Source organism: Kitasatospora sp. NPDC058492 (assembly GCF_042720685.1).
GTDB lineage: Bacteria > Actinomycetota > Actinomycetes > Streptomycetales > Streptomycetaceae > Kitasatospora.
Genome location: NZ_JBHXMU010000081.1, coordinates 1 through 24,755, shown reverse-complemented (window position 1 = coordinate 24,755; position 24,755 = coordinate 1). Strand labels below are relative to the sequence as shown.

Genomic DNA, 24,755 nt, shown 5'->3' with positions numbered 1-24,755 from the left:
GGCTTGCTCTGCAACCGATTCGGCACAGTTCGGCCCGGCGCATTTGGTGCGGGTGCCGACTCCCGGGTGTGGCCCGGGCGCGGGTGCAGGCCTCGTTCCGCCTTGTCGGGCGGTTGTGGGCAGGTGTCGACACGAGGCGTCGATGATCACGGTGCGTAGTGGTGTGGGTGGCTGCGGCGCACGGGGACGCGCGTAGCGGCGCGGGACGGGAAAGGGTGTGCGCCCGGGCGTGCCCGGCTCGCGACGGGGGTGCGACGACCGGCCCGGGCGTCCCCGGGGACCGGCCGTCCCACCTCTCGGTCCAGTCGCGGCCGGGGTCGCTGTCCCCTGCTGTCCGGCCGCGGCACCCGCGCACGGTCCCACGGCGCCGCACTTCCGGCGGGGCCGGGGCGGCGGCGCCACATGCGCCGGTGGACTGGGATGAAGCTCCACGCGTGGTCCTGCAAGTCCGTACGGCGGCGCCCCTGGCCGGGGCGAAGGCGGCGCGTCTGGCGGGCGCGGCGCGGTCGTACGGTCGTCTGAAGCAACGAAAGGCGGCCCCGCCCGGTCACGGTCGTTTGGACGGGCAGACGAGTGAAACCGGACAGCCCGGTAGAATCGGTGTCCAGACACCCCCACCCGTCGCCGCCGCGGCCCCCGCCGGGGAAGCGGTTCGGTGTGACACCTCTCGTACCGCTGCCGGAAGGCCGTCTGTGTCCTCTGCAATTCCCGTCCAGTCCGCGCCGGACAACGACACCGTCCTGGTGGTCGACTTCGGCGCCCAGTACGCCCAGCTCATCGCCCGTCGGGTGCGTGAGGCGCGGGTCTACAGCGAGATCGTGCCGAGCAGCATGCCGGTCGCCGAGATGCTCGCCAAGAACCCCAAGGCGATCATCCTCTCCGGCGGTCCGTCGTCGGTCTACGAAGAGGGCGCGCCGCAGCTCGACCGCGCGATCTTCGAGGCCGGGGTCCCGGTCTTCGGCATGTGCTACGGCTTCCAGCTGATGGCCAAGACCCTCGGCGGCACGGTCGACAACACCGGCGCCCGCGAGTACGGCCGCACCCCGCTGACCGTCAGCCGCACCGGCTCCACCCTGTTCGAGGGCGTTCCGGCGGAGCACTCGGTGTGGATGTCGCACGGCGACGCCTGCTCCGCCGCCCCGGAGGGCTTCACCGTCACCGCGTCCACCGCGGTGGTCCCGGTCGCGGCCTTCGAGAACGACGAGGCCCGCCTCTACGGCGTGCAGTACCACCCCGAGGTGCTGCACTCCGACCACGGCCAGCAGATCCTGGAGCACTTCCTCTACCGCGGCGCCGGCCTCGCCCCGACCTGGACCACCGGCAGCGTGGTCGAGGAGCAGGTCGCGCTGATCCGCGCCCAGGTCGGCGAGAAGCGCGCGATCTGCGGCCTCTCCGGCGGTGTGGACTCCGCGGTCGCGGCGGCCCTGGTCAACAAGGCCATCGGCTCCAAGCTGACCTGCGTGTACGTCGACCACGGCCTGATGCGCAAGGGCGAGACCGAGCAGGTCGAGAAGGACTTCGTGGCGGCCACCGGCGTGCAGCTGAAGGTGGTCGACGCCGCGGAGCGCTTCCTGAACGCGCTGAAGGGGGTCACCGACCCCGAGGAGAAGCGCAAGATCATCGGCCGGGAGTTCATCCGGGTCTTCGAGCAGGCGCAGGCCGAGATCGTCGCCGAGGCCGGCGAGCACGGCGAGTCGGTCGACTTCCTGGTCCAGGGCACCCTGTACCCGGACGTGGTGGAGTCCGGTGGCGGCACCGGCACCGCCAACATCAAGTCCCACCACAACGTCGGCGGCCTGCCCGAGGACCTCCAGTTCCAGCTGGTCGAGCCGCTGCGCAAGCTGTTCAAGGACGAGGTCCGGATGGTCGGCCAGGAGCTGGGCCTGCCGGAGGAGATCGTCCAGCGCCAGCCGTTCCCGGGCCCGGGCCTGGGCATCCGGATCGTCGGCGAGGTCACCCAGGAGCGGCTGGACCTGCTCCGCGACGCCGACGCGATCGCCCGCGAGGAGCTGACCGCGGCCGGCCTGGACCGCGAGATCTGGCAGTGCCCGGTCGTGCTGCTCGCCGACGTGCGCAGCGTGGGCGTGCAGGGCGACGGCCGCACCTACGGTCACCCGATCGTGCTGCGCCCGGTCTCGTCCGAGGACGCCATGACCGCCGACTGGTCGCGCCTGCCGTACGACGTGCTGGCCAAGATCTCCACCCGGATCACCAACGAGGTCCGCGACGTGAACCGCGTCGTCGTCGACGTCACCAGCAAGCCGCCGGGCACCATCGAGTGGGAGTGAGCACTCCCGCCGGCCGCTGAGCCGCTGCTGAACGGCCGTGCCGTCGTTCCCGTACCAGGGAGCGGCGGCACGGCCGTTCGCGGTGGGGCGGCCGCCCGGGTGGGGACCTCCCACCGAAAGCGATCGGGAGCGGGCAGAATGCGGACCGGACCTGTCAGGGAGTGGCGGGCCGCGAGGGAAGGTGTGAGCGATGTCGGAGGCTGGCAACTCCGTGGCGGGTGACGGGGAAGCGGGCGTCGGGGGAGCGGGTGTCGGGGGAGCGGCCGGTCTGGCCGACCGGGCGGCGCAGTGGCGGGCGTCCGCGTCCCGGTACGCGCTGCTGCCGCTGCGGCTCTTCCTCGGCGTCACCTTCGTGTACGCCGCCCTCGACAAACTGTCCGACGCGCACTACCTGGCCGGGGCGGCCGACCCGGCGTCGTTCGTCTCGCAGGCCCAGGCGGTCAAGGGCGGCAGCCCGATCTCCTTCCTGCTCGGCGCCGCCCTGGACGCGCCCACCCTGTTCGCGCTCGCCGTCGCCTTCGGCGAGCTGGCGGTCGGCCTCGGCACCCTGCTCGGCCTCTGGGGCCGGGTCGCGGCGCTCGGCGGCGCGATGATCAACCTCAGCCTCTGGCTGTCCATCAGCTGGAGCGTCTCGCCGTACTACCTGGGCAACGACCTCGGCTACCTGATGGCCTGGACACCGCTGCTGCTGGCCGGCACCCCGGACCTGTCGGTGGACGGCTACCTCGCCCGGCGGGCCGGCCGGGACCGGGGGCGCGGGCTGGGCGAGGACCGCGTCAGGCGCCGGGCGCTGGTGGACGGCGGGATCGCCGCCGTCGCGATCGGCGGCGCCGGGCTGCTCACCGGCTCGCTCACCCGGACCTTCGGCCGGGCCAAGCACTCCGCGCCCAAGCAGTCCGCGGCCCCGGCCACCACCCAGGCGCCGTCCGGACCGGCCCCCTCGGTGGCCGCCGCGAGCGTGCCGGTCGGCGGCTCGGCCCAGGTCAAGGACCCGGCCACCGGGGACGCCGTCTACATCGTGCAGCCCAAGGCGGGCCAGTACTGCGGCCTGTCCGCGGTGTGCACCCACTCCGGCTGCGCGGTCGACGCCCCGAAGAACGGCCAGCTGTACTGCCCCTGCCACGGCTCCCGGTTCGACGCCGCCACCGGCGCGGTGGTCAACGGGCCGGCGGTCAAACCGCTGCCGAAGTACACCGTCACCCAGGCCGGCGACAAGCTGAACCTCGGGCCGCTGCAGAGCTGAGCCTGATCGGGCGCGTTCAGTCCTGGCGGTCGGTGCGGCCGCGCCGGGTGACCGCCGCGACCGCGCCGGCCAGGCCGCCGAGGCCGAGCACGATGAAGGTGACCGGGATGACGATCCGGCCGTTCACCGCCTGGTCGTTGAGCGCCGCGACCAGGTAGACCACCGCGATCGTGCTGAACAGCGCCCCCGCGATCAGCGAGAACAGGTCGAGCCGGTGCTTCCTCACTGCTGGACCACCTTGATGTTGCCGATCCCGACCGCGAGTTCGAGATCGAATGTGCCCTTGGACGGATGGCCGCTGCCGGGTGGCAGCAGGTAGGTGTGGCGGCCGGTGCCGTCGTTGCGGTCACCGGGGGCGGAGACGTCGCCGAGGCCCACCCGGGCCACCAGGTTCACCGTCACGTCCGGCGGCAGGACGACGGTCAGCTCGCCGGCGCCGAGTTCGACCTTGCTGGTGAGGGTGGTCCCGGCCGGGTCGAGCCCGCTCAGGTCCAGCCGGAGCTGGCCGGCCCCCAGGGAGTACCGGGGCTGGAGGTCGGCCGAGGCGATGACGGTGAAGTCGCGCTGGCCGACGGCGTTGCGCATGGAGTCCGGGGAGTGTCCGACGAAGACCAGCGCCAGGGTGAGCATCAGGCCCGTCACCGCGAGCTTGCGGGCCCGGCCGAACTTCGAGCCGATCAGCAGCGTCAGGCCGATCACCAGCAGCGCGGTGGCCAGCACGGTCGCACTCAGCACGGTGACGCTGGTGTGGCCGGCCGAGACGGACCAGACCGCGGCACCCGCGCCGATCGCCAGCAGCAGGCCGAAGAAGCCGAGCGCGGACCGCTCCCGGGGGTGCCGGGCGGCGGCGGGCCGGGGCCGGCAGGCCGGGCCGTCCTTGCGCAGCGGGTCGCCCGCGGGCAGGTCGACGCGCTGCCACCAGGGCTGGGCCGGGCCGCCCGCCGGCGGCACCGGGGTGCCGAACGGCGGGGTGGGGCCGGCGCCGTACGGGTTGCGCTCGGGGTGGCGCGGGTCCCACAGGTAGCCGGTCGGGCCGGGGGCCGGGGAGTCGGCGGGCACCGTTCCGGCGGCGCGCTCGGCCGCGTGCCGGGCGCGGGCGGCCTCGTCGTCCTCCGCCCCGGACCACGGGGACGGGCCGTACTGCTCCCCGTCGGGGTGGTGGCGGTCGTACGGGCCGCCGGGGCGGCGTCGGCGCGCCCGGCCGCGGCGGCGGTCCGGGTCGTAGCGCACCGCCAGGAAGACCAGTCCGGCGAGCAGCAGCAGCGGGAACAGCTGGTCGTCCTGGCCCATCGAGGAGAAGAACACCCCGGTACCGATCACAGCCAGCAGCACCGCGCCGACCGACTGGCCGTCCACCCGGCCGGTGAGCACCCGCTGGAGTTCGGTGCGCCCGTGCCGGGTGCCGCCCCGGCCGTCCGGCACCGGCTCGGTGGGGACGATCAGCCAGGCCAGGCCGTACAGGAACAGCCCGAGGCCGCCGGAGAGGCAGAGCACCACGGTGACCACCCGGAAGACCACCGGGTCGATGTCCAGGTGCCGCCCGAGGCCGCCGCAGACGCCGGCCACCACGCGGTGGTGCTCGGTCCTGGTCAGCGGGGGGCGTTCCGGTTCCGGCGGGGCGGCGGGCCCGGTCTCCTGGATGCGGTGGTCGTCGGTCATGGGCACCATCCTCCCGGCTGCCCCGGCCCGGCCCAACCGGTGCGAGCCCTGTCCGGACCCTGACTTGTCCCTGAGAAGGGGTCAGGGACACACCCTGATGCGTCCGCGTGCGCGGGCGTGGAACCATCGGTGGCGTGGCAGCACCCGGTTCCGACCCCCGACCCCTCGCCCCCGACGCCGTGCCGGCGGGCGGCACCGACCCGACCGCGCCCGACGGCGGGCGGCCGCCGTACCGCCGGCTCTACCGCAGCCCGCAGGGGCGGATGCTCGGCGGCGTCGCGCAGGGGCTCGCGGTGCACCTCGGGCTCCCGGTGCGGTGGGTGCGGCTCGCGTTCGTGCTGCTGTTCTTCGCGCAGGGGATCGGTACCCTGCTGTACGCGGCGTTCTGGTTCGTGGTGCCGATCGGCATCGGCGAGCCCGCGCAGCGCGGCGCCGCCCACTGGGTGTACGTCAACGGCGTCTTCGTCCCGACCGGGTCGGGGCAGCAGCCGGGCGGCGCGCTGAGCAAGGGCCGCGGCGGCTGGCTCGGCCGGCTGCGCGAACTGCTCCAGCACGCCCTCCAGGGCGAGCCGGCCGCGGCCCCCGCTGAGGGGGAGGACAGCGCGGCCGGCAAGACCGGGCAGGGCGGCCTCGGCCAGCTCGCCGCCCTGGTGATGATGGTGATCGGCATCACCGCCCTGCTCAACGCGCTCGGCCTGCAGACCGCCAAGCCGTACACCTGGCCGCTGCTGGCGATCGGCGTCGGCGTCGCGCTGGTCTGGCGGCAGGCCGACGACTCGCGCTGGCAGCGCTGGTTCGGCCTGGAGGAGGGCGACAAGCGGCGCGGCGCCTACACCCGGGTCGGCGCCGGCGTGCTGCTCGTGGTGGCCGGCACCATCGCCTTCCTCGCCATGCAGGGCAGCGGCTCGACGCTCGGCTCGGTGGTCGAGGCCTCGCTCGCGGTGCTCGCCGGGGTGCTGGTGCTGCTCGGCCCGTACGGGCTGCGCCTGTGGCAGGACCTCGGTGCCGAGCGCACCGCCCGCATCCGCGCCCAGGAGCGGGCCGAGATCGCCGCGCACGTCCACGACTCGGTGCTGCACACCCTGACCCTGATCCAGCGCCGGGCCGAGGACCCCAAGGAGGTGCTGCGGCTGGCCCGTGCCCAGGAGCGCGAGCTGCGGCTGTGGCTGTACCGCCCGGAGGCCGCCGCCGAGGCCGCTCCCGACACCATGGCGGAGAGCCTGCGCGCCGTCGTCGCCGAGGTCGAGGACCGGCACGGCGTCCCGGTCGAGGTCGTGATCGTCGGCGACTGCCCGATGGACGACCGGATCGCGGCCCAGATGCAGGCCGCGAGGGAGGCGACCGTCAACGCGGCCAAGTACGGTGGCGGGGGACCGGTCCAGGTCTACGCCGAGGTGGAGGGGAAGACGGTGTCGGTGTTCGTCCGCGACCACGGTCCCGGCTTCGACCCCGACACGGTGCCCGAGGACCGGATGGGCGTACGGGAGTCGATCATCGGCCGCATGAAGCGCAACGGCGGCACCGCACGGGTGCGGCCCGCGCCGGACGGCGGGACCGAGGTCGAGCTGGAGATGGAGAGAACGAATGACTGAGGCAGCGCCGGAGCGCACCGCGAGAGTCGTCCTGGTGGACGACCACCGGATGTTCCGCACCGGGGTCCGGGCCGAGATCGGCCGCACCGAGGCGACCGGCATCGACGTGGTCGGCGAGGCCGACGACGTCGAGTCGGCGGTGCGGGTCGTCGCCGAGACCCGGCCGGACGTGGTGCTGCTCGACGTCCACCTGCCCGGCGGCGGCGGTGTCGAGGTGCTGCGCCGCTCGGCCGGGCTGATGGGAGAGCAGGGCGGGGTCAAGTTCCTCGCCCTGTCGGTGTCGGACGCCGCCGACGACGTGATCGGCGTCATCCGCGGCGGCGCGCGCGGCTACGTCACCAAGACCATCACCGGCACCGACCTGGTCAACGCGATCTTCCGGATCGCCGACGGCGACGCGGTGTTCTCGCCCCGGCTGGCCGGCTTCGTCCTGGACGCCTTCGCCGCCACCGACACCCCGCCGGTCGACGAGGACCTGGACCGCCTCACCCAGCGCGAGCGCGAGGTGCTCCGCCTGATCGCGCGCGGCTACGCGTACAAGGAGATCGCCAAGCAGCTCTTCATCTCGGTGAAGACGGTCGAGAGCCACGTCTCCGCCGTCCTGCGCAAGCTCCAGCTGAGCAACCGGCACGAACTGACCCGCTGGGCCACCGCCCGCCGGCTGGTCTGAGCCCCGGCCCGGGCGGCCGAGTCCATGTGCTGCTGAGCCCCGGTCGCGAGCCCGTCCGGTCCGGTTCTCTCCGGGCCGGGCGGGCTTGTCGGTGGGTGGCCATAGACTCGGAGTGCCATGAGTAGCCTCTTTGACGACCTCCCGCTCCCCGGTTTCGAGGCACCCGCCGCCGGGTCGAAGCAGCCCGCCGTGCCCCTCGACGAGGAGCCCCCGCCGTACGAGGACGACGCCCCGTACGAGGCCTACGAGGAGGCCATCCCGGAGGGGCTGTTCCAGACCGACCACGCCGCCGAGACCGCGCGGGACGCCTGGTACCGCAACGGCGCCGCCCGCACGGTGGTGGATCCGGCACAGCTGCTGGAGGGCATGAACGACCCGCAGCGCGAGGCGGTGCTGCACGCGGGCTCGCCGCTGCTCATCGTGGCCGGCGCCGGCTCCGGCAAGACCCGGGTGCTGACCCACCGGATCGCCCACCTGCTGGGCGCCCGCGGCGTGCAGCCGGGCGAGATCCTGGCGATCACCTTCACCAACAAGGCCGCCGGCGAGATGCGCGAGCGCGTCGAGGCGCTGGTCGGCCCGCGGGCCCGGGCGATGTGGGTGTCGACCTTCCACAGCGCGTGCGTGCGGATCCTGCGCCGCGAGTCCAAGGTGCTGGGCTTCACCTCCAGCTTCTCGATCTACGACTCGGCCGACTCGCAGCGGCTGATGTCGCTGGTCTGCCGCGACCTCGACCTGGACCCGAAGCAGTTCCCGCCGAAGTCCTTCACCGCGAAGATCAGCAACCTGAAGAACGAGCTGATCGACGAGGAGACCTTCGCCGACCAGGCCGCCAACCCGATGGAGAAGAAGCTCTCCGAGGCGTACACGCTCTACCAGCGGCGCCTGCGCGAGGCCAACGCGCTGGACTTCGACGACATCATCATGACGACGGTGAACCTGCTCCAGGCCTTCCCCGACGTCGCGGAGCACTACCGGCGCCGGTTCCGGCACATCCTGGTCGACGAGTACCAGGACACCAACCACGCCCAGTACATGCTCGTCCGCGAGCTGAGCGGCGGATCCGTCGCGGCCGCGCCGAAGCGCACCGTGGACGGGGAGTTCGTGAACCCGGCCGCCGGGCGCCTGTCCGAGGTGCCGCCGGCCGAGCTGTGCGTCGTCGGTGACGCGGACCAGTCGATCTACGCCTTCCGCGGCGCGACGATCCGCAACATCCTCCAGTTCGAGGAGGACTACCCGAACGCGACCACGATCCTGCTGGAGCAGAACTACCGCTCCACGCAGACCATCCTGAGCGCCGCCAACGCCGTCATCGAGCGCAACGCCAACCGGCGCGAGAAGAAGCTCTGGACGGCCGGCGAGCACGGCGAGAAGGTCGTCGGCTACGTCGCGGACGACGAGCACGGCGAGGCCCAGTTCATCGCCGACGAGATCGACCGGCTCACCGACGCGGGCGACGCCAAGCCCGGCGACGTCGCGATCTTCTACCGGACGAACGCCCAGTCCCGCGTGTTCGAGGAGGTGTTCATCCGGGTCGGCCTGCCGTACAAGGTGGTCGGCGGGGTGCGCTTCTACGAGCGCAAGGAGGTCCGGGACGTCCTGGCGTACCTGCGGGTGCTCTCCAACCCGGAGGACACCGTGCCGCTGCGCCGGATCCTCAACGTGCCCAAGCGCGGCATCGGCGAACGGGCCGAGGCGATGGTCGACGCGCTGGCCGCACGGGAGCGGATCTCCTTCGCCCAGGCGCTGCTGCGCGTCGACGAGGCGTACGGGATGGCCGCGCGCTCGGCCAACGCGGTGAAGAAGTTCAACGTCCTGATGGCCGGGCTGCGGCAGGTCGTCGAATCGGGCGCGGGCCCGGCCGCGGTGCTGGAGGCCGTCCTGGAGGAGACCGGCTACCTGGCCGAACTCCAGGCCTCCACCGACCCGCAGGACGAGACCCGGGTGGAGAACCTCCAGGAACTCGCCTCCGTCGCCCTGGAGTACGAGCAGGACCCGGGCGAGCGGCCCGACGCCGACGAGGAGGGCACCCCGCCGGTCGGCTCGCTCCCCGACTTCCTGGAACGGGTCGCGCTCGTCGCCGACTCCGACCAGATCCCGGACGACGAGGAGGGCCGGGGCGTCATCACGATGATGACCCTGCACACCGCCAAGGGCCTGGAGTTCCCGGTGGTCTTCCTGACCGGCATGGAGGACGGGATCTTCCCGCACATGCGGGCGCTCAACCAGGTCAAGGAACTGGAGGAGGAGCGGCGGCTCGCCTACGTGGGGCTCACCCGGGCGCGGCAGCGGCTCTACCTGACCCGCTCGGTGCTGCGCAGCGCCTGGGGGCAGCCCGCGTACAACCCGGCCTCGCGGTTCCTGGAGGAGATCCCGGAGGACCTGGTGGAGTGGAAGCGGCGGGGGGCGGCGCAGGCGCCGGCCGCGCGCGGCTTCTCCTCGGGGTCGTCCTGGGGCAAGTCCTCGTCGGGGGGCGGCGGTTCGCGCTCCTCGTCGGGTTCTTCGGGCTCGCCGGCCTCGTCGAAGCCGAAGGCGGGCTGGGGGCAGTCGGCGCGGCGCGGCGGTCAGGCCGTCGAACGGGACGCCGTCTCGCTCGCGGTCGGGGACCGGGTCACCCACGACACCTTCGGGCTGGGCACGGTGGTGGGCGTCACCGGCGTCGGCGACCGGGCGCAGGCCACGGTCGACTTCGGCTCGGAGGGCCGCAAGCAGCTGCTGCTGCGCTACGCGCCGGTGGAGAAGCTCTAGCTTTCCCTAGCGGGGGTCGAGCCCGTTCGAGAGGAACCACGGCAGCGGGTCGACCGGCCCGCTGCCGGCCGGGCGGATCTCGAAGTGCAGGTGCGGCCCGGTGCTGTTGCCGCTGCTGCCGACGAAGGCGATGACGTCGCCCTGCTTCACCGGCCCCTTGCGGACCTTGTACGCCCGCAGGTGGCAGTACCAGGCCTCGGTGCCGTCGGGCATCTTCAGCACCGTCATGTAGCCGTACGACGGGTTCCACTGGGTGCGGATCGTGCCGTCGGTGACGGCCATCACCTCGGAACCGCCGTCCACCGGGAAGTCGATGCCGGTGTGGCGGTTGGCCCAGTGGGTGCCGGCCTCGCCGAACAGCTCGCCGAGGCCGTGCCGGGCGACCGGCATGACCACCTTGGGCTTGACGGGCTCGGCGCTCGGCTGCGCGCCCGGGGTGCCCTGGGCGTCGGCGGGTTGGGCGCCGGCCAGCGGCTGGCGGGCGTCACCGCGGGAGGCCTGGGCCGGGTCGCCGGCCGCGACCGCCTGCCGGGCGGCCGTCTTGGCGGCCTCGGCGCCGCCGTCGGCCGGGTTGTCCGGGCTGTTCGGGTTGTTCGGGTTGTCTTGGGCGTCCGGGGCGTCGACCGCCGTCCGTGCCGTCCGGCCGGCCGCCTGGGCGTGCTGATCGGCCTCGCCCCGCACGGTGACGGCCGCCGCGGCGGCGACCCCGAGTGCGGCCACCGACGGCAGCGCGACCCGCAGCAGTGCGGTTCTGGTGGCGGCCTTGGCGGCGCCGCGGCGCTGGGTGCGGGACTGCTCGCGGGCGGCGAGGCGCAGCTCCGCACGGGTCGGGCGGGCGGCTGCGTCGGGAGCCATCGGGGGCTGCCTCCTCGGTGGGCCTGGGGCGCGTCGTCGGGCAGGGGGAGCGGCGGGGAAAGCGGCAGGGAAAAGCGGTACGGGGGAAGCGGGGAGAAATCAGCCGAGACTGTAGCCGCAAGGCCGACGCCCCGGAAAAACCTCCGGTTGTCAAGAGGTCGGCCGGGGGTCTGTGCGGTGGCCGGGTGGACGGGCATACCCACTGGTAGCAAGGCCGGGGGCTGTGACTTTGCCCTCCTCTTGGGAGGTGGCGCGGCCAACCGGGCCGGGTGGCGCTAACCTCCCCTCAGGTTGGTTATTGGCCGTTAACCGCACCCGTGGCCCGCGAGGTCCGGTCGGATGGTGGACGACGAGGTCCAGGAGGCAGTCATGAGTGTGTCGGGGCCGATCCGTGTGGTGGTCGCCAAGCCGGGGCTCGACGGTCACGACCGTGGCGCCAAGGTCATTGCGCGTGCCCTGCGCGACGCCGGTATGGAGGTCATCTACACCGGGCTGCACCAGACGCCCGAGCAGGTCGTCGACACCGCGATCCAGGAGGACGCGGACGGCATCGGGCTGTCGATCCTCTCCGGTGCCCACATGACGCTGTGCGCACGGGTGTTGGAGCTGTTGAAGGAGCGCGACGCGGCGGACATCAAGGTCTTCTGCGGCGGGATCATCCCGGACGACGACATCGCCGAGCTCAAGGCGATGGGCGTCGCGGACATCTTCACCCCGGGCACGTCCACCCGGGACGTCGTGGCCTGGGTCGCGGCCAACCTGCGGGCGGCCGGCTGAGGTTGACGGTGCGGGACGGGCCGGCCCCAGGCTTCGGCGGGGCCGGCCCGTCCCGTCGTTCCGTCGTTCTGCCGCCTCGGGAGCGGGTGCCAGGTGCCAGGCGTCGGACGTCAGGCGTCGAGTTCGGCGAGCATCGCGGCCCGGAAGCGCAGCGTTCCGGCCAGCCGGGCGAAGGTCTCCGACCAGGCGGAGTCGGGCGCGGCCCCGGCGGCCAGCTCCTCCACGGCGGCCGCCGTCTCCGGGGCGAGCGCGCGTTCCGTCATCCCGAGCACCCCGCTGTGGCTCCACGGGTACGCGCCGGAGCCGGCGGCGCGGGCCAGGGCCGTCACCACGGCGGTGGACAGCGGCGGCGTCCACGGCGTGCCGCAGGCGCCGAGCAGTTGGAAGGCCTCGCCCAGGCCGTGCACCTCGATGAACGCGGCCGTCCAGGCGGCCCGCTCCTCGGGTGGGAGGACGGCGAGCAGCTTGGCGGGGGCGCCGGTGACGCGGGGGGCGCGGGCCCGTCCGGCGCCGCGGGCGGGCGGTGCGGGCGCCGGGCCGAGCAGCGCCCGGGCCCAGTCGGCGTCGTGCTGGCGGACGGCGGCGCGCGCCCAGGCCTCGCGCAGGTCGTCGGCCCAGCTGCTGCTGGTCTCGTCGATGCTGTCGCCGACCCGCAGGGCGAGCAGCTGCTCCGGTGTCAGGCCGGTGCTCTCGGGCCAGAGTCGCAGCGGTGCGGCGGCGATCACTTCGCCGAACCACCAGGCCCGTTCGCCGCGTCCGGTGGGGGACTTGGGCGGTATGCCGTCGCGCTGCATGGCCGCGTCGCACTCGGCGGGCGGGGTGACCAGTAGGTGCGTCCCGGCCGCGGCGAGGCGGACGGCGGTCCTCGCCCGCTCGGCCATCCGCCGGGCGAGGGCCGAGCCGGGCAGGGTGGAGAGCAGTTCGGCGGCGGTGGCGCGGACGTTCTTGCTGCGGTCGCCGAGGGCGGCCTCCAGGAAGGGTTCGTCGGCGGCGGAGAGGCCGTCCTGGAGGGCGTCCAGGAAGAGCAGGCGGTCCTCGGCGCGCTCGGTGGACCAGGTGCCGCTCAGCAGCTCCAGGCCGGCGGCCGGATCGCGGCGGCGCAGCAGGGTGAGGTGGGTGACCCGCTCGGCGAACAGGCCCTCGTGCCACAGCTGGTGGTCGACGGGCCCGCCGGGCTGCTCGGCCGGGTCGGGGGCGGCGGTGCGCAGCACGAAGCGCCAGTCGGGGTTCTGTTCGGCCAGCCAGCGGCCCAGTGGTCCGGTCAGCGCGACGGCGTCGGAGCGCAGTTCGCTGCGGGCGCGGGCGGCGTCGAGCAGGCCGGGTATCAGTGCGCCGGGCGGGCGCAGGCCCCGGGCGCGGGCGGTGGCGAGCCACTGCGGGAGCAGTTCGGCGAGGTTGGCCAGGGTGGCGCCGCCGCTGCCGCCGGACCGGCCGGCCAGCAGGACGGTGAGCCGGCGGGCGGCCGCCGCGGGCAGCTCGGGGCGCCCGTCCTCGGGCGCGGGCGGGCCGGGTGGTCCGGCGGCGGGGACGGGCAGGGCGCCGGCCCGGCGGCGGACGGTGGCGAGGGCGGCCAGCTCCAGCAGCGCGGTGGCCGGGTCGGCCTGGTCGACGGTGTCGGCGAGCGGCAGGGTGGTGGCCGGGAGCGGGCGGCGGTCGGTGCCGAGCAGGGCGGTGGTGTGCAGGGTCTCCCACGGGTCCTGGGTGATCGTCATCTTCGGTGCTCCTGATGTGTTCTGGACGCTAGACGGTGGTGAGGCCGATCGGGCGGTCGTGGCCGGCCCAGGCCGTGACCGGGGCGAAGCCCTGGTGGCCGTACTCGCCGAAGACCGTCAGCGGGCGGCCGGTGGAGACCGCGGCCAGCCGCCACAGGGCCGCCTCCGGGAGGGCCGAGGTGCGGACGGGCAGGGTGTGGTGGCCGTCCGTCAGGTACCAGCCGTCCGGGGTGCGGACGGGCACGGCGCCGGTGAGGACGGTCGGCCAGCTGTCCAGCCACGGGTCGTCGGCGACGGCGGTGCCGTAGCCGGCGACCGCCTCGGCGACGGTGAGGCCGTCGGGCGGGCCGGCCGGGCCGGGCTCGGGGGCGCCGTAGCGGGTGCCGAGGGCGGCGCGCAGCGGGCGGGCGCCGGGGTGGAAGGCGAGGTCGGCCTCCAGCAGGTGGCCGGTGGGCAGGGCGAGGTCGGGGGCCTGGCCGGGGCGGCCGAAGGCGAGCAGCAGGGCGGGGCGGCCGGTCTTGGCGCCGCGCAGCCAGACCCGGCGGGTGGTGAGCCGTTCGTCGGCGGAGTCGCGGCTGCCGAGCACCTGCCAGCGGTCGCGCACGGTGGGGCCGGCCAGGATCTCGGTGGTGTCGGTGGGGTAGCCGACCCGGGTGCGGACGGTGGCGGCCAGTTCGGCCGGCAGTTCGTCGACGCGGGTGGCGGCGGTGGCGAGCAGGTGCAGCATCGCGTACTCCTCCAGGAGCCGGTCCTGCGGGGCGGCGTCGAGTTCGCGGACCCGGGTGGCCAGGCCGGGGGCCTGGGCGTCGACCATTCGGGCGGCGACCTCCTCCCAGGGCCCGGCGGTGGACTGGTCGGCCAGGCCGTGCCGGATCCGGTCGGCCAGGCGCAGCCGCAGCTCGGCCGCGCCGGCCGCCACCCGGGCACCGCGCCGCTCGGCCCGGCGGCGGGCAGCGGCCGGGTCGGCGGGGGGCGCGGCGCGCTTCTCGGCGCGCTCCTCGCGGGAGGTGAGCCAGTCGGCCGCCCATGCGGCGGGTTCGGCGGCCGGGACGGCCTCCGGGGCGCCGCTCCACAGCAGGAGGAGCCCGAGCGCGTGCTTGCACGGGAACTTCCGGCTGGGGCAGCTGCACTGGTAGGCGGGCGTGGCGAGTTCGATCACGGTGCGGTACGGCGTGCTGCCGCTGCCCTTGCACTCGCCCCAGAGCGCGGTGCCGTCGGTGCCCGCCCCGGACCAGGGCGCGGGCGAGGAGAGCTTGCCGGCGGCCTTCTGCGACGCGGCGTCAGGTGCCAGGGACAGGACGTGTTCGGTGCTCCAGCGTTCCTCCATGCGACCGACGGTAGGCGGCGGCACTGACATCGGCTGACCGCCCGTCGGGAGCGCCCCGGGGTTTGTCAGTGCCGGGGTGCAGGGTGGTTCCCACAGGCCGGGACGCCGGCCCCAGCTCCCCCCGATCACCCTGCCGCCGAGGGCACCCGTGTGCCCGGCGGCCGACCCGAAGGAGCCCCCGTGACCGACGTTCTGCGGCAGCATGCCGAGGACGCCTTCGCCGGTGAACTGGCCGCGCTGGCCGCGCAGGACGACCGTCCGCGCCCGGAGCGCTGGAAGCTCTCGCCGTGGGCCGTGGCGACGTACCTGCTCGGCGGCGAACTGCCCGACGGCACCCCGATCACCCCCAAGTACATCGGCCCGCGCCGGGTGGTGGAGGTCGCCGTCACGACCCTGGCGACGGACCGCGCGCTGCTGCTGCTCGGCGTGCCCGGCACCGCGAAGACCTGGGTGTCCGAGCACCTGGCCGCGGCGGTCAGCGGCGACTCCACCCTGCTGGTGCAGGGCACCGCCGGCACCCCGGAGGAGGCCGTCCGGTACGGCTGGAACTACGCCCGGCTGCTCACCGACGGCCCGAGCCGGAACGCCCTGGTGCCCTCGCCGCTGATGCGGGCGATGGCGGACGGCAAGCTCGCCCGGATCGAGGAGCTGACCCGGATCCCGGCCGACGTGCAGGACAGCCTGATCACCATCCTGTCCGAGAAGACGCTGCCGGTGCCGGAGTTGGGCGGCGAGACGCAGGCGGTGCGCGGCTTCAACGTGATCGCCACCGCGAACGACCGCGACCGCGGCGTCAACGAGCTGTCCAGCGCGCTGCGCCGGCGGTTCAACACCGTCGTGCTGCCGCTGCCGGGCTCGCTGGAGGAGGAGGTCGACATCGTCACCCGCCGGGTGAACCAGCTCGGCCGCTCCCTGGAGCTGCCCGAACTGCCCGGCGGCGCCGAGGAGATCAGGCGGGTGGTCACCGTGTTCCGCGAGCTGCGGGCCGGGATCACGACGGACGGGCGGACGAAGGTCAAGAGCCCGAGCGGCACCCTCTCCACGGCGGAGGCGATCTCGGTGGTGGCCAACGGCCTCGCCCTGGCCACTCACTTCGGGGACGGCGTGCTGCGCGCCGGGGACGTGACGGCCGGCATCCTCGGCGCCGTCGTCCGGGACCCGGTGGCGGACCACGCGGTGTGGCGCGAGTACGTCGAAGGGGTGGTGCGCGAGCGCGACGGTTGGAAGGACTTCTACCGGGCCGCCCGCGAGGAGGTGCGATGACCGCGGACGTCGCGCTGCTCGGCATCCGGCACCACGGTCCGGGCTCGGCCCGGGCGGTGGCCGCCGCGCTGGAGCGGTGGCGGCCGGACGCGGTGCTGATCGAGGGCCCGCCGGAGGCCGACGGCATCGTCCACCTCGCGGCCGGGAACGGCCTGGTGCCGCCGGTCGCGCTGCTGGCCCACGCGGTGGACGACCCGGCGAGGGCCGCGTTCTGGCCGTACGCCGAGTTCTCCCCGGAATGGGTGGCGATCCGCTACGGCGTCGAGCGGGAGCTGCCGGTCCGCTTCATCGACCTGCCCGCCGGGTACGGCCTCGGACCCGCCGCCGAGGCGGGGGAGGCCGGGGAGCCGGGGGAGCCCGCCGGGCCGGTCGCCGACCCGCTGGCGCTGCTCGCCGAGGCGGCAGGCTACGACGACCCGGAGCGCTGGTGGGAGGACGTGGTCGAGCACCGCGCGCCCGGTGCGGACGGCGCGGACGACCCGGACGGGCTGGCGCCGTTCGCCGCCGTCGCGGAGGCGATGGCGGCGCTGCGCGCGGAGGGCCTCGGCGAGTCCCGGCGGGACGACCTGCGCGAGGCGTACATGCGCCAGCAGATCCGGGCCGCCCGCCGCGCCGGGCACCGCCGGATCGCCGTGGTGTGCGGGGCCTTCCACGTGCCCGCGCTGGCGGTGCTGCCGACGGTCGCGCACGACCGGGCGCTGCTCGCCGCACTGCCGCGGAAGGTGCGGACGGACATCACCTGGGTGCCGTGGACGCACCGCCGGCTCTCCCAGGCCACCGGCTACGGCGCGGGCGTGCAGTCACCGGGCTGGTACCACCACCTGTTCGGCACCGAGGGCGATCCGGTGCCGCGCTGGCTCGCCCGGGCCGCCGAACTGCTGCGCGCCGAGGACCACCCGGTCTCCTCCGCCCACGTCATCGAGGCGGTCCGGCTCGCCCGCACGCTGGCGGTGCTGCGCGGCCGCCCGCTGGCCGGGCTGACCGAGACCCTGGACGCCGTCCGCGCGGTGCTCTGCGAGGGTTCGGACGTCGCCCTGGAGCTCGTCCGGGACCGCCTGGTGGTCGGCGACGCGCTCGGCGAAGTCCCGGACGCGGCACCGGCGGTGCCGCTCCAGCGGGACCTCACCCGCTGGCAGCGCACGCTGCGGCTCAAGCCCGAGGCCGCGCCGAAGGACCTCGACCTCGACCTGCGCAAGGACACCGACGCGGCCCGCTCGCGGCTGCTGCACCGGCTGCGGCTGCTGGGCGTCGACTGGGGAGTGCCGGCCCGCTCGGCGGTCAACTCGACCGGGACGTTCCGGGAGAGCTGGCGGCTGTGCTGGCAGCCCGAGTTCGCGGTCCGGATCGCCGAGGCCGCCCAGTGGGGCACCACGGTGGAGGAGGCGGCGACCGGCAAGGCCGTCGGCACCGCCCGCGCCGCCGTCGAACTCGCCGAGCTGACCGGGCTGGTGGAGACCTGCCTGCTGGCCGGGCTGGCCGGCGCGCTGCCCGCCGTGATGCGGGTGCTCGCCGACTGCGCCGCGCTGGACACCGACGTCGCGCACCTGGCCGGGGCGCTGCCCGCGCTGGTCCGGGCGCTGCGCTACGGCGACGTGCGCGGCACCGACCACGGCGCGCTCGGCGAGGTCGCCACCGGCCTGGCCGACCGGATCTGCGTCGGGCTGCCGCCCGCCTGCGTCGGGTTGGACGCCGAGGGGGCGGCGGCGATGCGCGGCCGGCTCGACGAGGTGCACGGCGCGATCGGCCTGCTCGGCCCGGCCGCCCGTCCGGAGCCGGACGCCCCGGACGGATCAGCGGGCCCGGACGCCCCGGCAGCCTCCCCGGGCCCGGACGGTTCCGAGGCCCTGGCCGACCGCTGGGCCGCCGCCCTGCGCTCGCTGGCCCGCCGCGAGCCGGCCGGCGGCCCGGCCACCGGCGCCCCCGGCCTGCTGCGCGGGCGCGCCGTCCGGCTGCTGCTGGACGACGGGCGGCTCGACTCCGAGGAGGCCGCCGGCCGGCTGCGGCTGGTCCTGTCCACCGCCAACGCCCCGGCGGACGCGGCCGGCTGGATCGAGGGCTTCCTCACCGGCGGCGGCGCCCTGCTGCTGCACGACCCGCGCCTGCTCGCCCTGCTCGACGAGTGGCTGACCGGCGTGCCCGGCGAGGTCTTCACCGACGTCCTGCCGCTGCTGCGCCGCACCTTCGCCGGGCTGGAGGCGGGCGTCCGCAGCACCATCGGCGGTCGGGTCGCGGCCGGCCCGCTCGGCGAGGCCCCGGCGGCCCCGACCCCGGGCGGCACCCTCGACCCGGCCCGGGCCGACGCCGCCGTCCCGGTGGTGGCCCTGCTGCTCGGCGCCCGCCCCCGGATCCCCCGGCAGGCCGCCGGCCGCAACACCTGACACCCGTGAAGGAGGACCTGATGGCGACCACGACCGACGAACGGCTGCGCCGCTGGCGGCTGGTGCTCGGCGGCGAGGCCGACGGCACCGGCTGCGCCCTGCGCGGCCGGGACGCCGCGATGGACGGCGCGCTGGCCGCGCTCTACCGTGGCGCGCCCGAGGAGGGCGGCCGGGGGGCCCGCGGCGGCCGGCGCAGCGCCGGGCTGGGCGGCTCGGCCCCGCAGGTGGCGCGCTGGCTGGGCGACATCCGCGAGTACTTCCCGTCCACCGTCGTCCAGCTGATGCAGCAGGACGCGATCGCCCGGCTCGGCCTGGAGCGGCTGCTGCTGGAACCCGAGATGTTGGAGGCCGTCGAACCGGACGTGCACCTGGTCGGCACCCTGCTGTCGCTCAAGCACGCGCTGCCCGAGACCACCCGGGAGACCGCCCGGGCCGTGGTCGGCAAGGTGGTCGCCGATCTGGAGCGCCGGCTCGCCGACCGCACCAGGGCCACCCTGGGCGGCGCCCTCGACCGCAGCGCCAAGGTCAACCGGCCCCGCCACCGCGACATCGACTGGGACCGCACCATCCGGGCCAACCTGAAGAACTACCTGCCCGAGCACGGCACCGTCGTGCCCGAGCGGCTGGTCGGCTACGCCCGCGCCCAGCGCGCGGTGAAGAAGGACGTCATCCTCTGCATCGACCAGTCCGGCTCGATGGCCCCGTCGGTGGTGCACTCGGCGGTGTTCGGCGCGGTGCTCGCCTCGATGCGCACGCTGGACACCCGGCTGGTCGTCTTCGACACCTCGGTGGTCGACCTCACCGAACAGCTCACCGACCCGGTCGACGTCCTGTTCGCCACCCAGCTCGGCGGCGGCACCGACATCAACCGCGCGCTCGCCTACTGCCAGTCGAGGATCACCCGGCCGTCCGAGACCGTGGTGGTGCTGATCAGCGACCTCTACGAGGGCGGCATCCGGGACGGCATGCTCAAGCGCGTCGCCGCGATGAAGGCGGCCGGCGTCCAGTTCATCGCCCTGCTGGCGCTCTCCGACGAAGGTGCGCCCGCCTACGACCACGCCCACGCCGCCGCCCTGGCCGCCCTGGGGGCCCCGGCCTTCGCCTGCACCCCGGACGCCTTTCCGGAGATCATGGCCGCGGCGATCGAGAAGCGCCCGCTGCCGGTGCCTGACCAAGGAGTGTGAGGATTCACCCGGACGTGCGAACCGGCCGACCGGCGGACGGGGGGTGCGCCGACCGCCCCCGTAGGCTGTCTGTGACGGTTCTCACCACGGACGGGCAGGCCCCGGGCGAAACAGTCCCGTCGTACGGGGATAACCTGCCAGACGGACGTGACGCGCGTGTTGATTGACGTGTGCGCCCGTGGCTGTGTGGGCCGCAAGGCCGTACCTCTGCGTACCCGCACCGCCCCGACGACCCGCAGCGAAGATCCTGCCGTGGCACGCTCGTAGAGACACAATCCGCGACCACGAACAAGGACAAACACGTGGACCTGTTCGAGTACCAGGCGAGGGACCTCTTCGCCAAGCACGGTGTGCCCGTGCTTGACGGTGATGTGATCGAGACCGCCGCAGACGCTGCCGCCATCGCGGAGCGCTTCGGCGGCCGCGCCGTCGTCAAGGCTCAGGTGAAGGTGGGTGGCCGAGGCAAGGCCGGTGGCGTGAAGCTCGCCTCCGACCCGGCTGACGCCGTCGCCAAGGCCGAGGCGATCCTCGGCATGGACATCAAGGGCCACACCGTCCACAAGGTGATGCTGGCCCAGACCGCGGACATCAAGGACGAGTACTACGTCTCGTTCCTGCTGGACCGCACCAACCGCACCTTCCTGGCGATGGCCAGCGTCGAGGGCGGCGTGGAGATCGAGGTCGTCGCCGAGGAGAACCCCGACGCGCTCGCCAAGATCCCGGTCGACGCCAACGAGGGCTGCACCCCGGAGAAGGCCGCCGAGATCGTCGCCGCGGCGAAGTTCCCGGCCGAGATCGCCGACCAGGTTGCCGACGTCCTGCAGAAGCTGTGGAAGGTCTTCATCGCCGAGGACGCGCTCCTCGTCGAGGTCAACCCGCTGATCAAGTCCGGCGAGGGCAAGATCATCGCGCTTGACGGCAAGGTCTCGCTGGACGAGAACGCCGAGTTCCGCCAGCCCGAGCACGAGGCCCTGGAGGACAAGGCCGCGGCCAACCCGCTGGAGGCCGCCGCCAAGGCCAAGGGCCTGAACTACGTCAAGCTCGACGGCCAGGTCGGCATCATCGGCAACGGCGCGGGCCTCGTGATGAGCACCCTCGACGTGGTCGCCTACGCCGGTGAGAACCACGGCGGCGTCAAGCCCGCCAACTTCCTCGACATCGGCGGCGGCGCCTCCGCCGAGGTCATGGCGAACGGCCTGGAGATCATCCTGGGCGACCCCGACGTCAAGTCGGTGTTCGTCAACGTCTTCGGCGGCATCACCGCCTGTGACGCGGTCGCCAACGGCATCGTGCAGGCCCTCGCGCTCCTGGAGAGCAAGGGCGAGAACGTCACCAAGCCGCTGGTCGTCCGTCTGGACGGCAACAACGCGGAGCTGGGTCGCAAGATCCTCGACGACGCCAACCACCCGCTGGTCCAGCGCGTGGACACCATGGACGGCGCCGCTGACCGCGCCGCCGAGCTGGCCAACAAGTAAGGAAGGGGACTTTCACACCATGGCTATCTTCCTTACCAAGGACAGCAAGGTCATCGTCCAGGGCATGACCGGCTCCGAGGGCATGAAGCACACCCGCCGCATGCTCGCCTCCGGCACCCAGATCGTCGGCGGTGTCAACCCGCGCAAGGCCGGCACCACGGTCGACGTCGACGGCACCGAGGTGCCCGTCTTCGGCGGCGTCGCCGAGGCCATGGAGAAGACCGGTGCCGATGTCACCGTCATCTTCGTGCCGCCGAAGTTCACCAAGGACGCCGTCGTCGAGGCCATCGACGCCGAGATCGGCCTGGCCGTCGTCATCACCGAGGGCGTTCCGGTGCACGACACCGCCGCCTTCTGGGCGTACGCCGGTTCGAAGGGCAACAAGACCCGGATCATCGGCCCGAACTGCCCCGGCCTGATCAGCCCCGGACAGTCGAACGCCGGCATCATCCCGGCCGACATCACCACCTCCGGCAAGATCGGTCTGGTCTCGAAGTCGGGCACCCTGACCTACCAGCTCATGTACGAGCTGCGGGACATCGGCTTCTCCTCGGCCGTGGGCATCGGCGGTGACCCGGTCATCGGCACCACCCACATCGACGCCCTCAAGGCGTTCCAGGAGGACCCGGAGACCGAGCTCATCGTCATGATCGGTGAGATCGGTGGCGACGCCGAGGAGCGTGCCGCGGCCTACATCGCCGAGCACGTCACCAAGCCGGTCGTCGGCTACGTCGCGGGCTTCACCGCCCCCGAGGGCAAGACCATGGGCCACGCCGGCGCCATCGTCTCCGGCTCCTCGGGCACCGCCCAGGCGAAGAAGGAGGCCCTCGAGGCCGCCGGTGTCAAGGTCGGCAAGACGCCGTCCGAGACCGCCCGCCTGGCGCGCGAGATCATCGCCGGCTGACGTCGGTCGACTGCGTAGCCAGGGCCTGTCCGGCGGATCTTGTCGGATCAGCGCGCGGCGTTGGGCGCCCGGCTGGGCGTGCGTCCGAGTCGTCCTCGTACTGGACGTACTTGGATGATTCGGACGTGCGTCCAGGCGGGATGCCCGGCGTCGCGCGCCCGGCAAGATCCACCGGACAGGCCCTAGCGCCCCTGCCCTTTCACGGGCAGGGGCGCTCGCGCGTTCGCGGACGCCGTCAGTACGGTGTCGACCCGGTCGTGCACGGCAGCGGTGACCACAGCGGGCAGACCTCCGGGCCCTGCGGCGGCGGGGCGCCCGCCCCCCGGGCGACCGCCGGCAGCTCCCACCGCGCGGCGGCCTGCGGCGCCGACTCCACCACGACCGCCTCCACCCCCGGCGTCGGGCTGCACCACAGGCTGCGGACGACGTTCGGCGGCCCGCCCGGCAGCGCCGGCACACCAGGCACAACAGGCGCGCCCGGCACGCCCGCGTTCGCCGTCGACAGGCACATCGCCGGCTCCGGCGGCTCCGGGGACCGGAACAGCGTCACCGGCCGGATCCCCACCAGCGTCGCCAGCGCCGCCCCGCCCACCGCCGCCGTCAGCAGCGCCGCCGCCCCCGTCCGGCTCGCCGTCCACAGCCGGTGCCGGGCCAGCAGCACCGGCACCGGCGGCCGGTGCGGCTGCGGGCAGCCCCGGACCGCCGCCCGGTGCAGCAGCCCGCTCAGGCCGTCCGCGAACCCCGGTGCCGCCGGATCCGGCCCCAGCAGCTCCGGCACCCACCGGGCCAGCGCCACCCGGGCCGCCCACACCCGCCCCTCGGCCGCCGCCAGCGTCGACTCCACCTCCACCGCGACCGCCGTCGCCGGCAGGCCCAGCCCGTCGTGCAGCACCAGCGCCCGGCGCTGCGGCCGGGACAGCCGCCGCAGTGCCTTCAGCAGCGCCCGGTCCCGGTCGGTCAGCCGGTCGTGATCGGGCAGCACCGCCTGCGACTCGTCCGCCGGCCGCACCCGGATCCGCCGGTGCGGCAGCTTCCAGGCGTGCATCCGCCGGGGCCCGCCCCGGTGCCACGGGGACAGCGCCAGCTCGCACGCCCGTACCCGCACCCACCCTTCCGGATCCCCCGTCGCGGCCACCTCCGCCCAGCCCCGGCGCGCCGCCCCGAACGCCAGCCGGACGCAGTGCGCCGCCCGGTGCCGGCAGGCGGTCAGCAGGAACACCTGCTGCACCAGCCGGGTGTGCGCCTGCTCGTACAACTCCTCGAAGCTCCCGGCCGGCCCGGCCCGCTCGTCGTCGGCCGGCGTGGCCGCGCGGGCGGGCCGCCCGGTGCCGGTGGCCGGGTCGTCGGGTCGGGTCTGTGCCGCGGGCGGGGTGTCGCGGGTGCCCGGCGGTGTCGTGGTGGCGGCGGGTGTGCTGATGCGCTCTCCCGGGGCGTTCGGGGCCGCCGGGGCGCTAGCGGCGTCGGTGGCGGGGGTGGGGGCGTGGGCGGGGTGGGCGGCCGGGCCGGGGTGCTCTCCTCCGGTGCCGAGGACGGGCGGGCGCTGCGGCGCGGGGTCGGGGGTACGGGGGTCGGCGGCAGGGTCCGCCTGGGCGTCGCCGGGCGCGTCGGGGCTGGGTGCGTCGGGGCCGGGTGGTGTGGGGCCGGGTGGTGCGGGGTCGGGGCTCTTCGGGCGGGCGGTGGTGAGGGCGACGGCCTCGGCCTCGGTGGCCGCGCCGAGTTTGCGCATGGCCCGCTGGACGTAGCTGCGGGCGGTGGCCGGGGTGACGCCGAGGGCGGCGGCCGCCTGCGGGAGGTCGCGACCGGCGGCGAGGTGGGCGAGCACCTGGGCCTCACGGGGCGTCAGTTTCCGTAGGGGGCGCGCCGCGTCCTGGTCGGGGCGGGTGGCCCGGGGTTTGCGGGGGCGGTTCTCGGGGGTGGGGGAGTCGGCGCCGGCGGGGTGTTCGGCGGTGGGTGGCGTGGTCATCAGACGCTCCGGGCCGGTGCGCCGGCGGCTTGGGGATCGGGTCTGAAAATGCGCATAAGCCAATAATCTGGGACACGGCGGCGGTTTGCCGCTTCACGGGGCATGGCGAGTCGCCTTGGCACCATGAGGCGTATGACGCAGCTGATGGGCCGTCCGATCCTGGAACTGCCGGGCGAATTGGGCGGACGCCCGTTGCCGGCCGACCTGTTGGCGGGGGTGCGGACGGCGCTGGTCGGCCTGGCGGTGGTCGGGGTGCCGGTGCTCGGGCTCTGGGTGGCGACGCCGTACGCGGACAACGGGGCGACCGGCGCCACCCGGTTGGCGGGGGCGCTGTGGTTGCTCGGGCACGGCGCGCCGGTGCTGCGGGGGGACGCGGGCGCCCCGCTGACCGTCACCCCGCTGCTGCTGGGCGTGCTGGCGGTGGCTCAGCTGTACCGGGCCGCCGCCGCGGTGGCGTCGCGGCGCGGGCCCCGGCCGCGCTGGGGCGGCCCGGCGGCGGTCTGGGCGGGCTACTGCGCGGTCGCGGTGGCGGTGGTGCTGCACTGCACGGGCGCCGGGCTGTTCCGGGCCAGGGTGCTGCCGGACGTCCTGGTGGTGGGGTTGCTGGCCGGGCTGGCGACGGCGGCGGGCGCGCGTTCGGCCCGGGCCGCCGGCCCCGACGCCCCGCCCCGCCGCCCGGCGTGGCCGCTGCTGGACCGGCTGCCCGCGCCGTTCCGCCCC

At 74.7% G+C, this 24,755-nt stretch carries 18 protein-coding genes and 1 pseudogene; 13 read left to right on the top strand and 6 right to left on the bottom strand.

Annotation, left to right across the window (positions count from 1 at the left end):
* Window positions 1-692 precede the first annotated feature (692 nt).
* The 3 genes and pseudogenes from guaA to ACFWPI_RS35155 all read left to right on the top strand — a co-directional run bounded on the left by guaA (window position 693) and on the right by ACFWPI_RS35155 (window position 3,531).
* Complete coding sequence (gene guaA, locus ACFWPI_RS35165; protein WP_063349008.1) at window positions 693-2,288, top strand: glutamine-hydrolyzing GMP synthase; 1,596 nt, start codon at window positions 693-695, stop codon at window positions 2,286-2,288.
* Between the two features lie 190 nt (window positions 2,289-2,478).
* Window positions 2,479-3,039: pseudogene (locus ACFWPI_RS35160) on the top strand (DoxX family membrane protein); the annotation flags it as partial.
* Window positions 3,040-3,081: 42 nt separating this feature from the next.
* On the top strand, window positions 3,082-3,531 hold the full coding sequence (locus ACFWPI_RS35155; protein WP_380425267.1) for a Rieske (2Fe-2S) protein: 450 nt from the start codon (window positions 3,082-3,084) through the stop codon (window positions 3,529-3,531).
* A gap of 16 nt (window positions 3,532-3,547) precedes the next feature.
* On the opposite strand, the gene ACFWPI_RS35150 is transcribed toward ACFWPI_RS35155, so the two are convergent.
* Complete coding sequence (locus ACFWPI_RS35150) at window positions 3,548-3,757, bottom strand: hypothetical protein (protein WP_380370153.1); 210 nt, start codon at window positions 3,755-3,757, stop codon at window positions 3,548-3,550.
* Complete coding sequence (locus tag ACFWPI_RS35145; RefSeq protein ID WP_380370156.1) at window positions 3,754-5,190, bottom strand: PspC domain-containing protein; 1,437 nt, start codon at window positions 5,188-5,190, stop codon at window positions 3,754-3,756. Before ACFWPI_RS35145 ends, ACFWPI_RS35150 begins: the two co-directional genes overlap by 4 nt.
* Before the next feature lie 263 nt (window positions 5,191-5,453).
* Here ACFWPI_RS35145 and ACFWPI_RS35140 point away from each other — a divergent pair, with 263 nt between their 5' ends.
* From ACFWPI_RS35140 to pcrA, 3 genes are all read left to right on the top strand, one after another.
* Window positions 5,454-6,782: a PspC domain-containing protein gene (locus tag ACFWPI_RS35140; protein WP_380370278.1), complete on the top strand. Its 1,329-nt coding sequence runs from the start codon at window positions 5,454-5,456 to the stop codon at window positions 6,780-6,782.
* Window positions 6,775-7,452 carry a response regulator transcription factor gene (locus tag ACFWPI_RS35135; protein ID WP_063349012.1) on the top strand — a complete coding sequence of 226 codons (678 nt, stop codon included), beginning with the start codon at window positions 6,775-6,777 and terminating at the stop codon, window positions 7,450-7,452. The genes ACFWPI_RS35140 and ACFWPI_RS35135 overlap by 8 nt, the downstream gene beginning before the upstream one ends.
* 117 nt (window positions 7,453-7,569) lie before the next feature.
* Window positions 7,570-10,197, top strand: a complete 2,628-nt coding sequence (gene pcrA, locus ACFWPI_RS35130; protein WP_380370160.1) for a DNA helicase PcrA — start codon at window positions 7,570-7,572, stop codon at window positions 10,195-10,197.
* Between the two features lie 6 nt (window positions 10,198-10,203).
* Here pcrA and ACFWPI_RS35125 read toward each other — a convergent pair whose 3' ends face one another.
* On the bottom strand, window positions 10,204-11,052 hold the full coding sequence (locus ACFWPI_RS35125; protein ID WP_380370163.1) for a peptidoglycan DD-metalloendopeptidase family protein: 849 nt from the start codon (window positions 11,050-11,052) through the stop codon (window positions 10,204-10,206).
* A 369-nt stretch (window positions 11,053-11,421) separates the two neighbouring features.
* Between ACFWPI_RS35125 and ACFWPI_RS35120 the strand changes: the two genes are divergently transcribed.
* A complete protein-coding gene (locus ACFWPI_RS35120; RefSeq protein WP_063351339.1) occupies window positions 11,422-11,829 on the top strand; it encodes a cobalamin B12-binding domain-containing protein in 408 nt (135 codons plus the stop codon).
* A 110-nt stretch (window positions 11,830-11,939) separates the two neighbouring features.
* On the opposite strand, the gene ACFWPI_RS35115 is transcribed toward ACFWPI_RS35120, so the two are convergent.
* Window positions 11,940-13,541, bottom strand: a complete 1,602-nt coding sequence (locus tag ACFWPI_RS35115) for a DUF5691 domain-containing protein (RefSeq protein WP_380370167.1) — start codon at window positions 13,539-13,541, stop codon at window positions 11,940-11,942.
* Window positions 13,542-13,569: 28 nt separating this feature from the next.
* Complete coding sequence (locus ACFWPI_RS35110) at window positions 13,570-14,868, bottom strand: SWIM zinc finger family protein (RefSeq protein WP_380370170.1); 1,299 nt, start codon at window positions 14,866-14,868, stop codon at window positions 13,570-13,572.
* A 150-nt stretch (window positions 14,869-15,018) separates the two neighbouring features.
* On the opposite strand from ACFWPI_RS35110, the gene ACFWPI_RS35105 reads away from it, so the two are divergent.
* The 5 genes from ACFWPI_RS35105 (at window position 15,019) to sucD (ending at window position 22,072) form a co-directional block, all read left to right on the top strand.
* Window positions 15,019-16,131 (top strand): AAA family ATPase, encoded by a 1,113-nt coding sequence (locus ACFWPI_RS35105; protein ID WP_380370173.1) that lies wholly within the window; start codon window positions 15,019-15,021, stop codon window positions 16,129-16,131.
* Entirely contained in the window at window positions 16,128-18,509 is a 2,382-nt protein-coding gene (locus ACFWPI_RS35100; protein WP_380370176.1) for a DUF5682 family protein, read from the top strand. Before ACFWPI_RS35105 ends, ACFWPI_RS35100 begins: the two co-directional genes overlap by 4 nt.
* A gap of 20 nt (window positions 18,510-18,529) precedes the next feature.
* The gene (locus tag ACFWPI_RS35095; RefSeq protein WP_063349019.1) at window positions 18,530-19,693 is read left to right on the top strand and encodes a VWA domain-containing protein; all 1,164 of its coding nucleotides are present in this window, start codon (window positions 18,530-18,532) and stop codon (window positions 19,691-19,693) included.
* 302 nt (window positions 19,694-19,995) lie between these two features.
* Window positions 19,996-21,168, top strand: a complete 1,173-nt coding sequence (gene sucC, locus ACFWPI_RS35090; protein ID WP_063349020.1) for an ADP-forming succinate--CoA ligase subunit beta — start codon at window positions 19,996-19,998, stop codon at window positions 21,166-21,168.
* A gap of 19 nt (window positions 21,169-21,187) precedes the next feature.
* A complete protein-coding gene (gene sucD, locus ACFWPI_RS35085) occupies window positions 21,188-22,072 on the top strand; it encodes a succinate--CoA ligase subunit alpha (RefSeq protein WP_063349021.1) in 885 nt (294 codons plus the stop codon).
* Window positions 22,073-22,307: 235 nt separating this feature from the next.
* On the opposite strand, the gene ACFWPI_RS35080 is transcribed toward sucD, so the two are convergent.
* Window positions 22,308-24,035: a sigma factor-like helix-turn-helix DNA-binding protein gene (locus tag ACFWPI_RS35080; RefSeq protein ID WP_380370180.1), complete on the bottom strand. Its 1,728-nt coding sequence runs from the start codon at window positions 24,033-24,035 to the stop codon at window positions 22,308-22,310.
* 132 nt (window positions 24,036-24,167) lie between these two features.
* Here ACFWPI_RS35080 and ACFWPI_RS35075 point away from each other — a divergent pair.
* On the top strand, window positions 24,168-24,755 hold a 588-nt coding region (locus tag ACFWPI_RS35075), incomplete at its 3' end, for a DUF6350 family protein (RefSeq protein ID WP_380425264.1).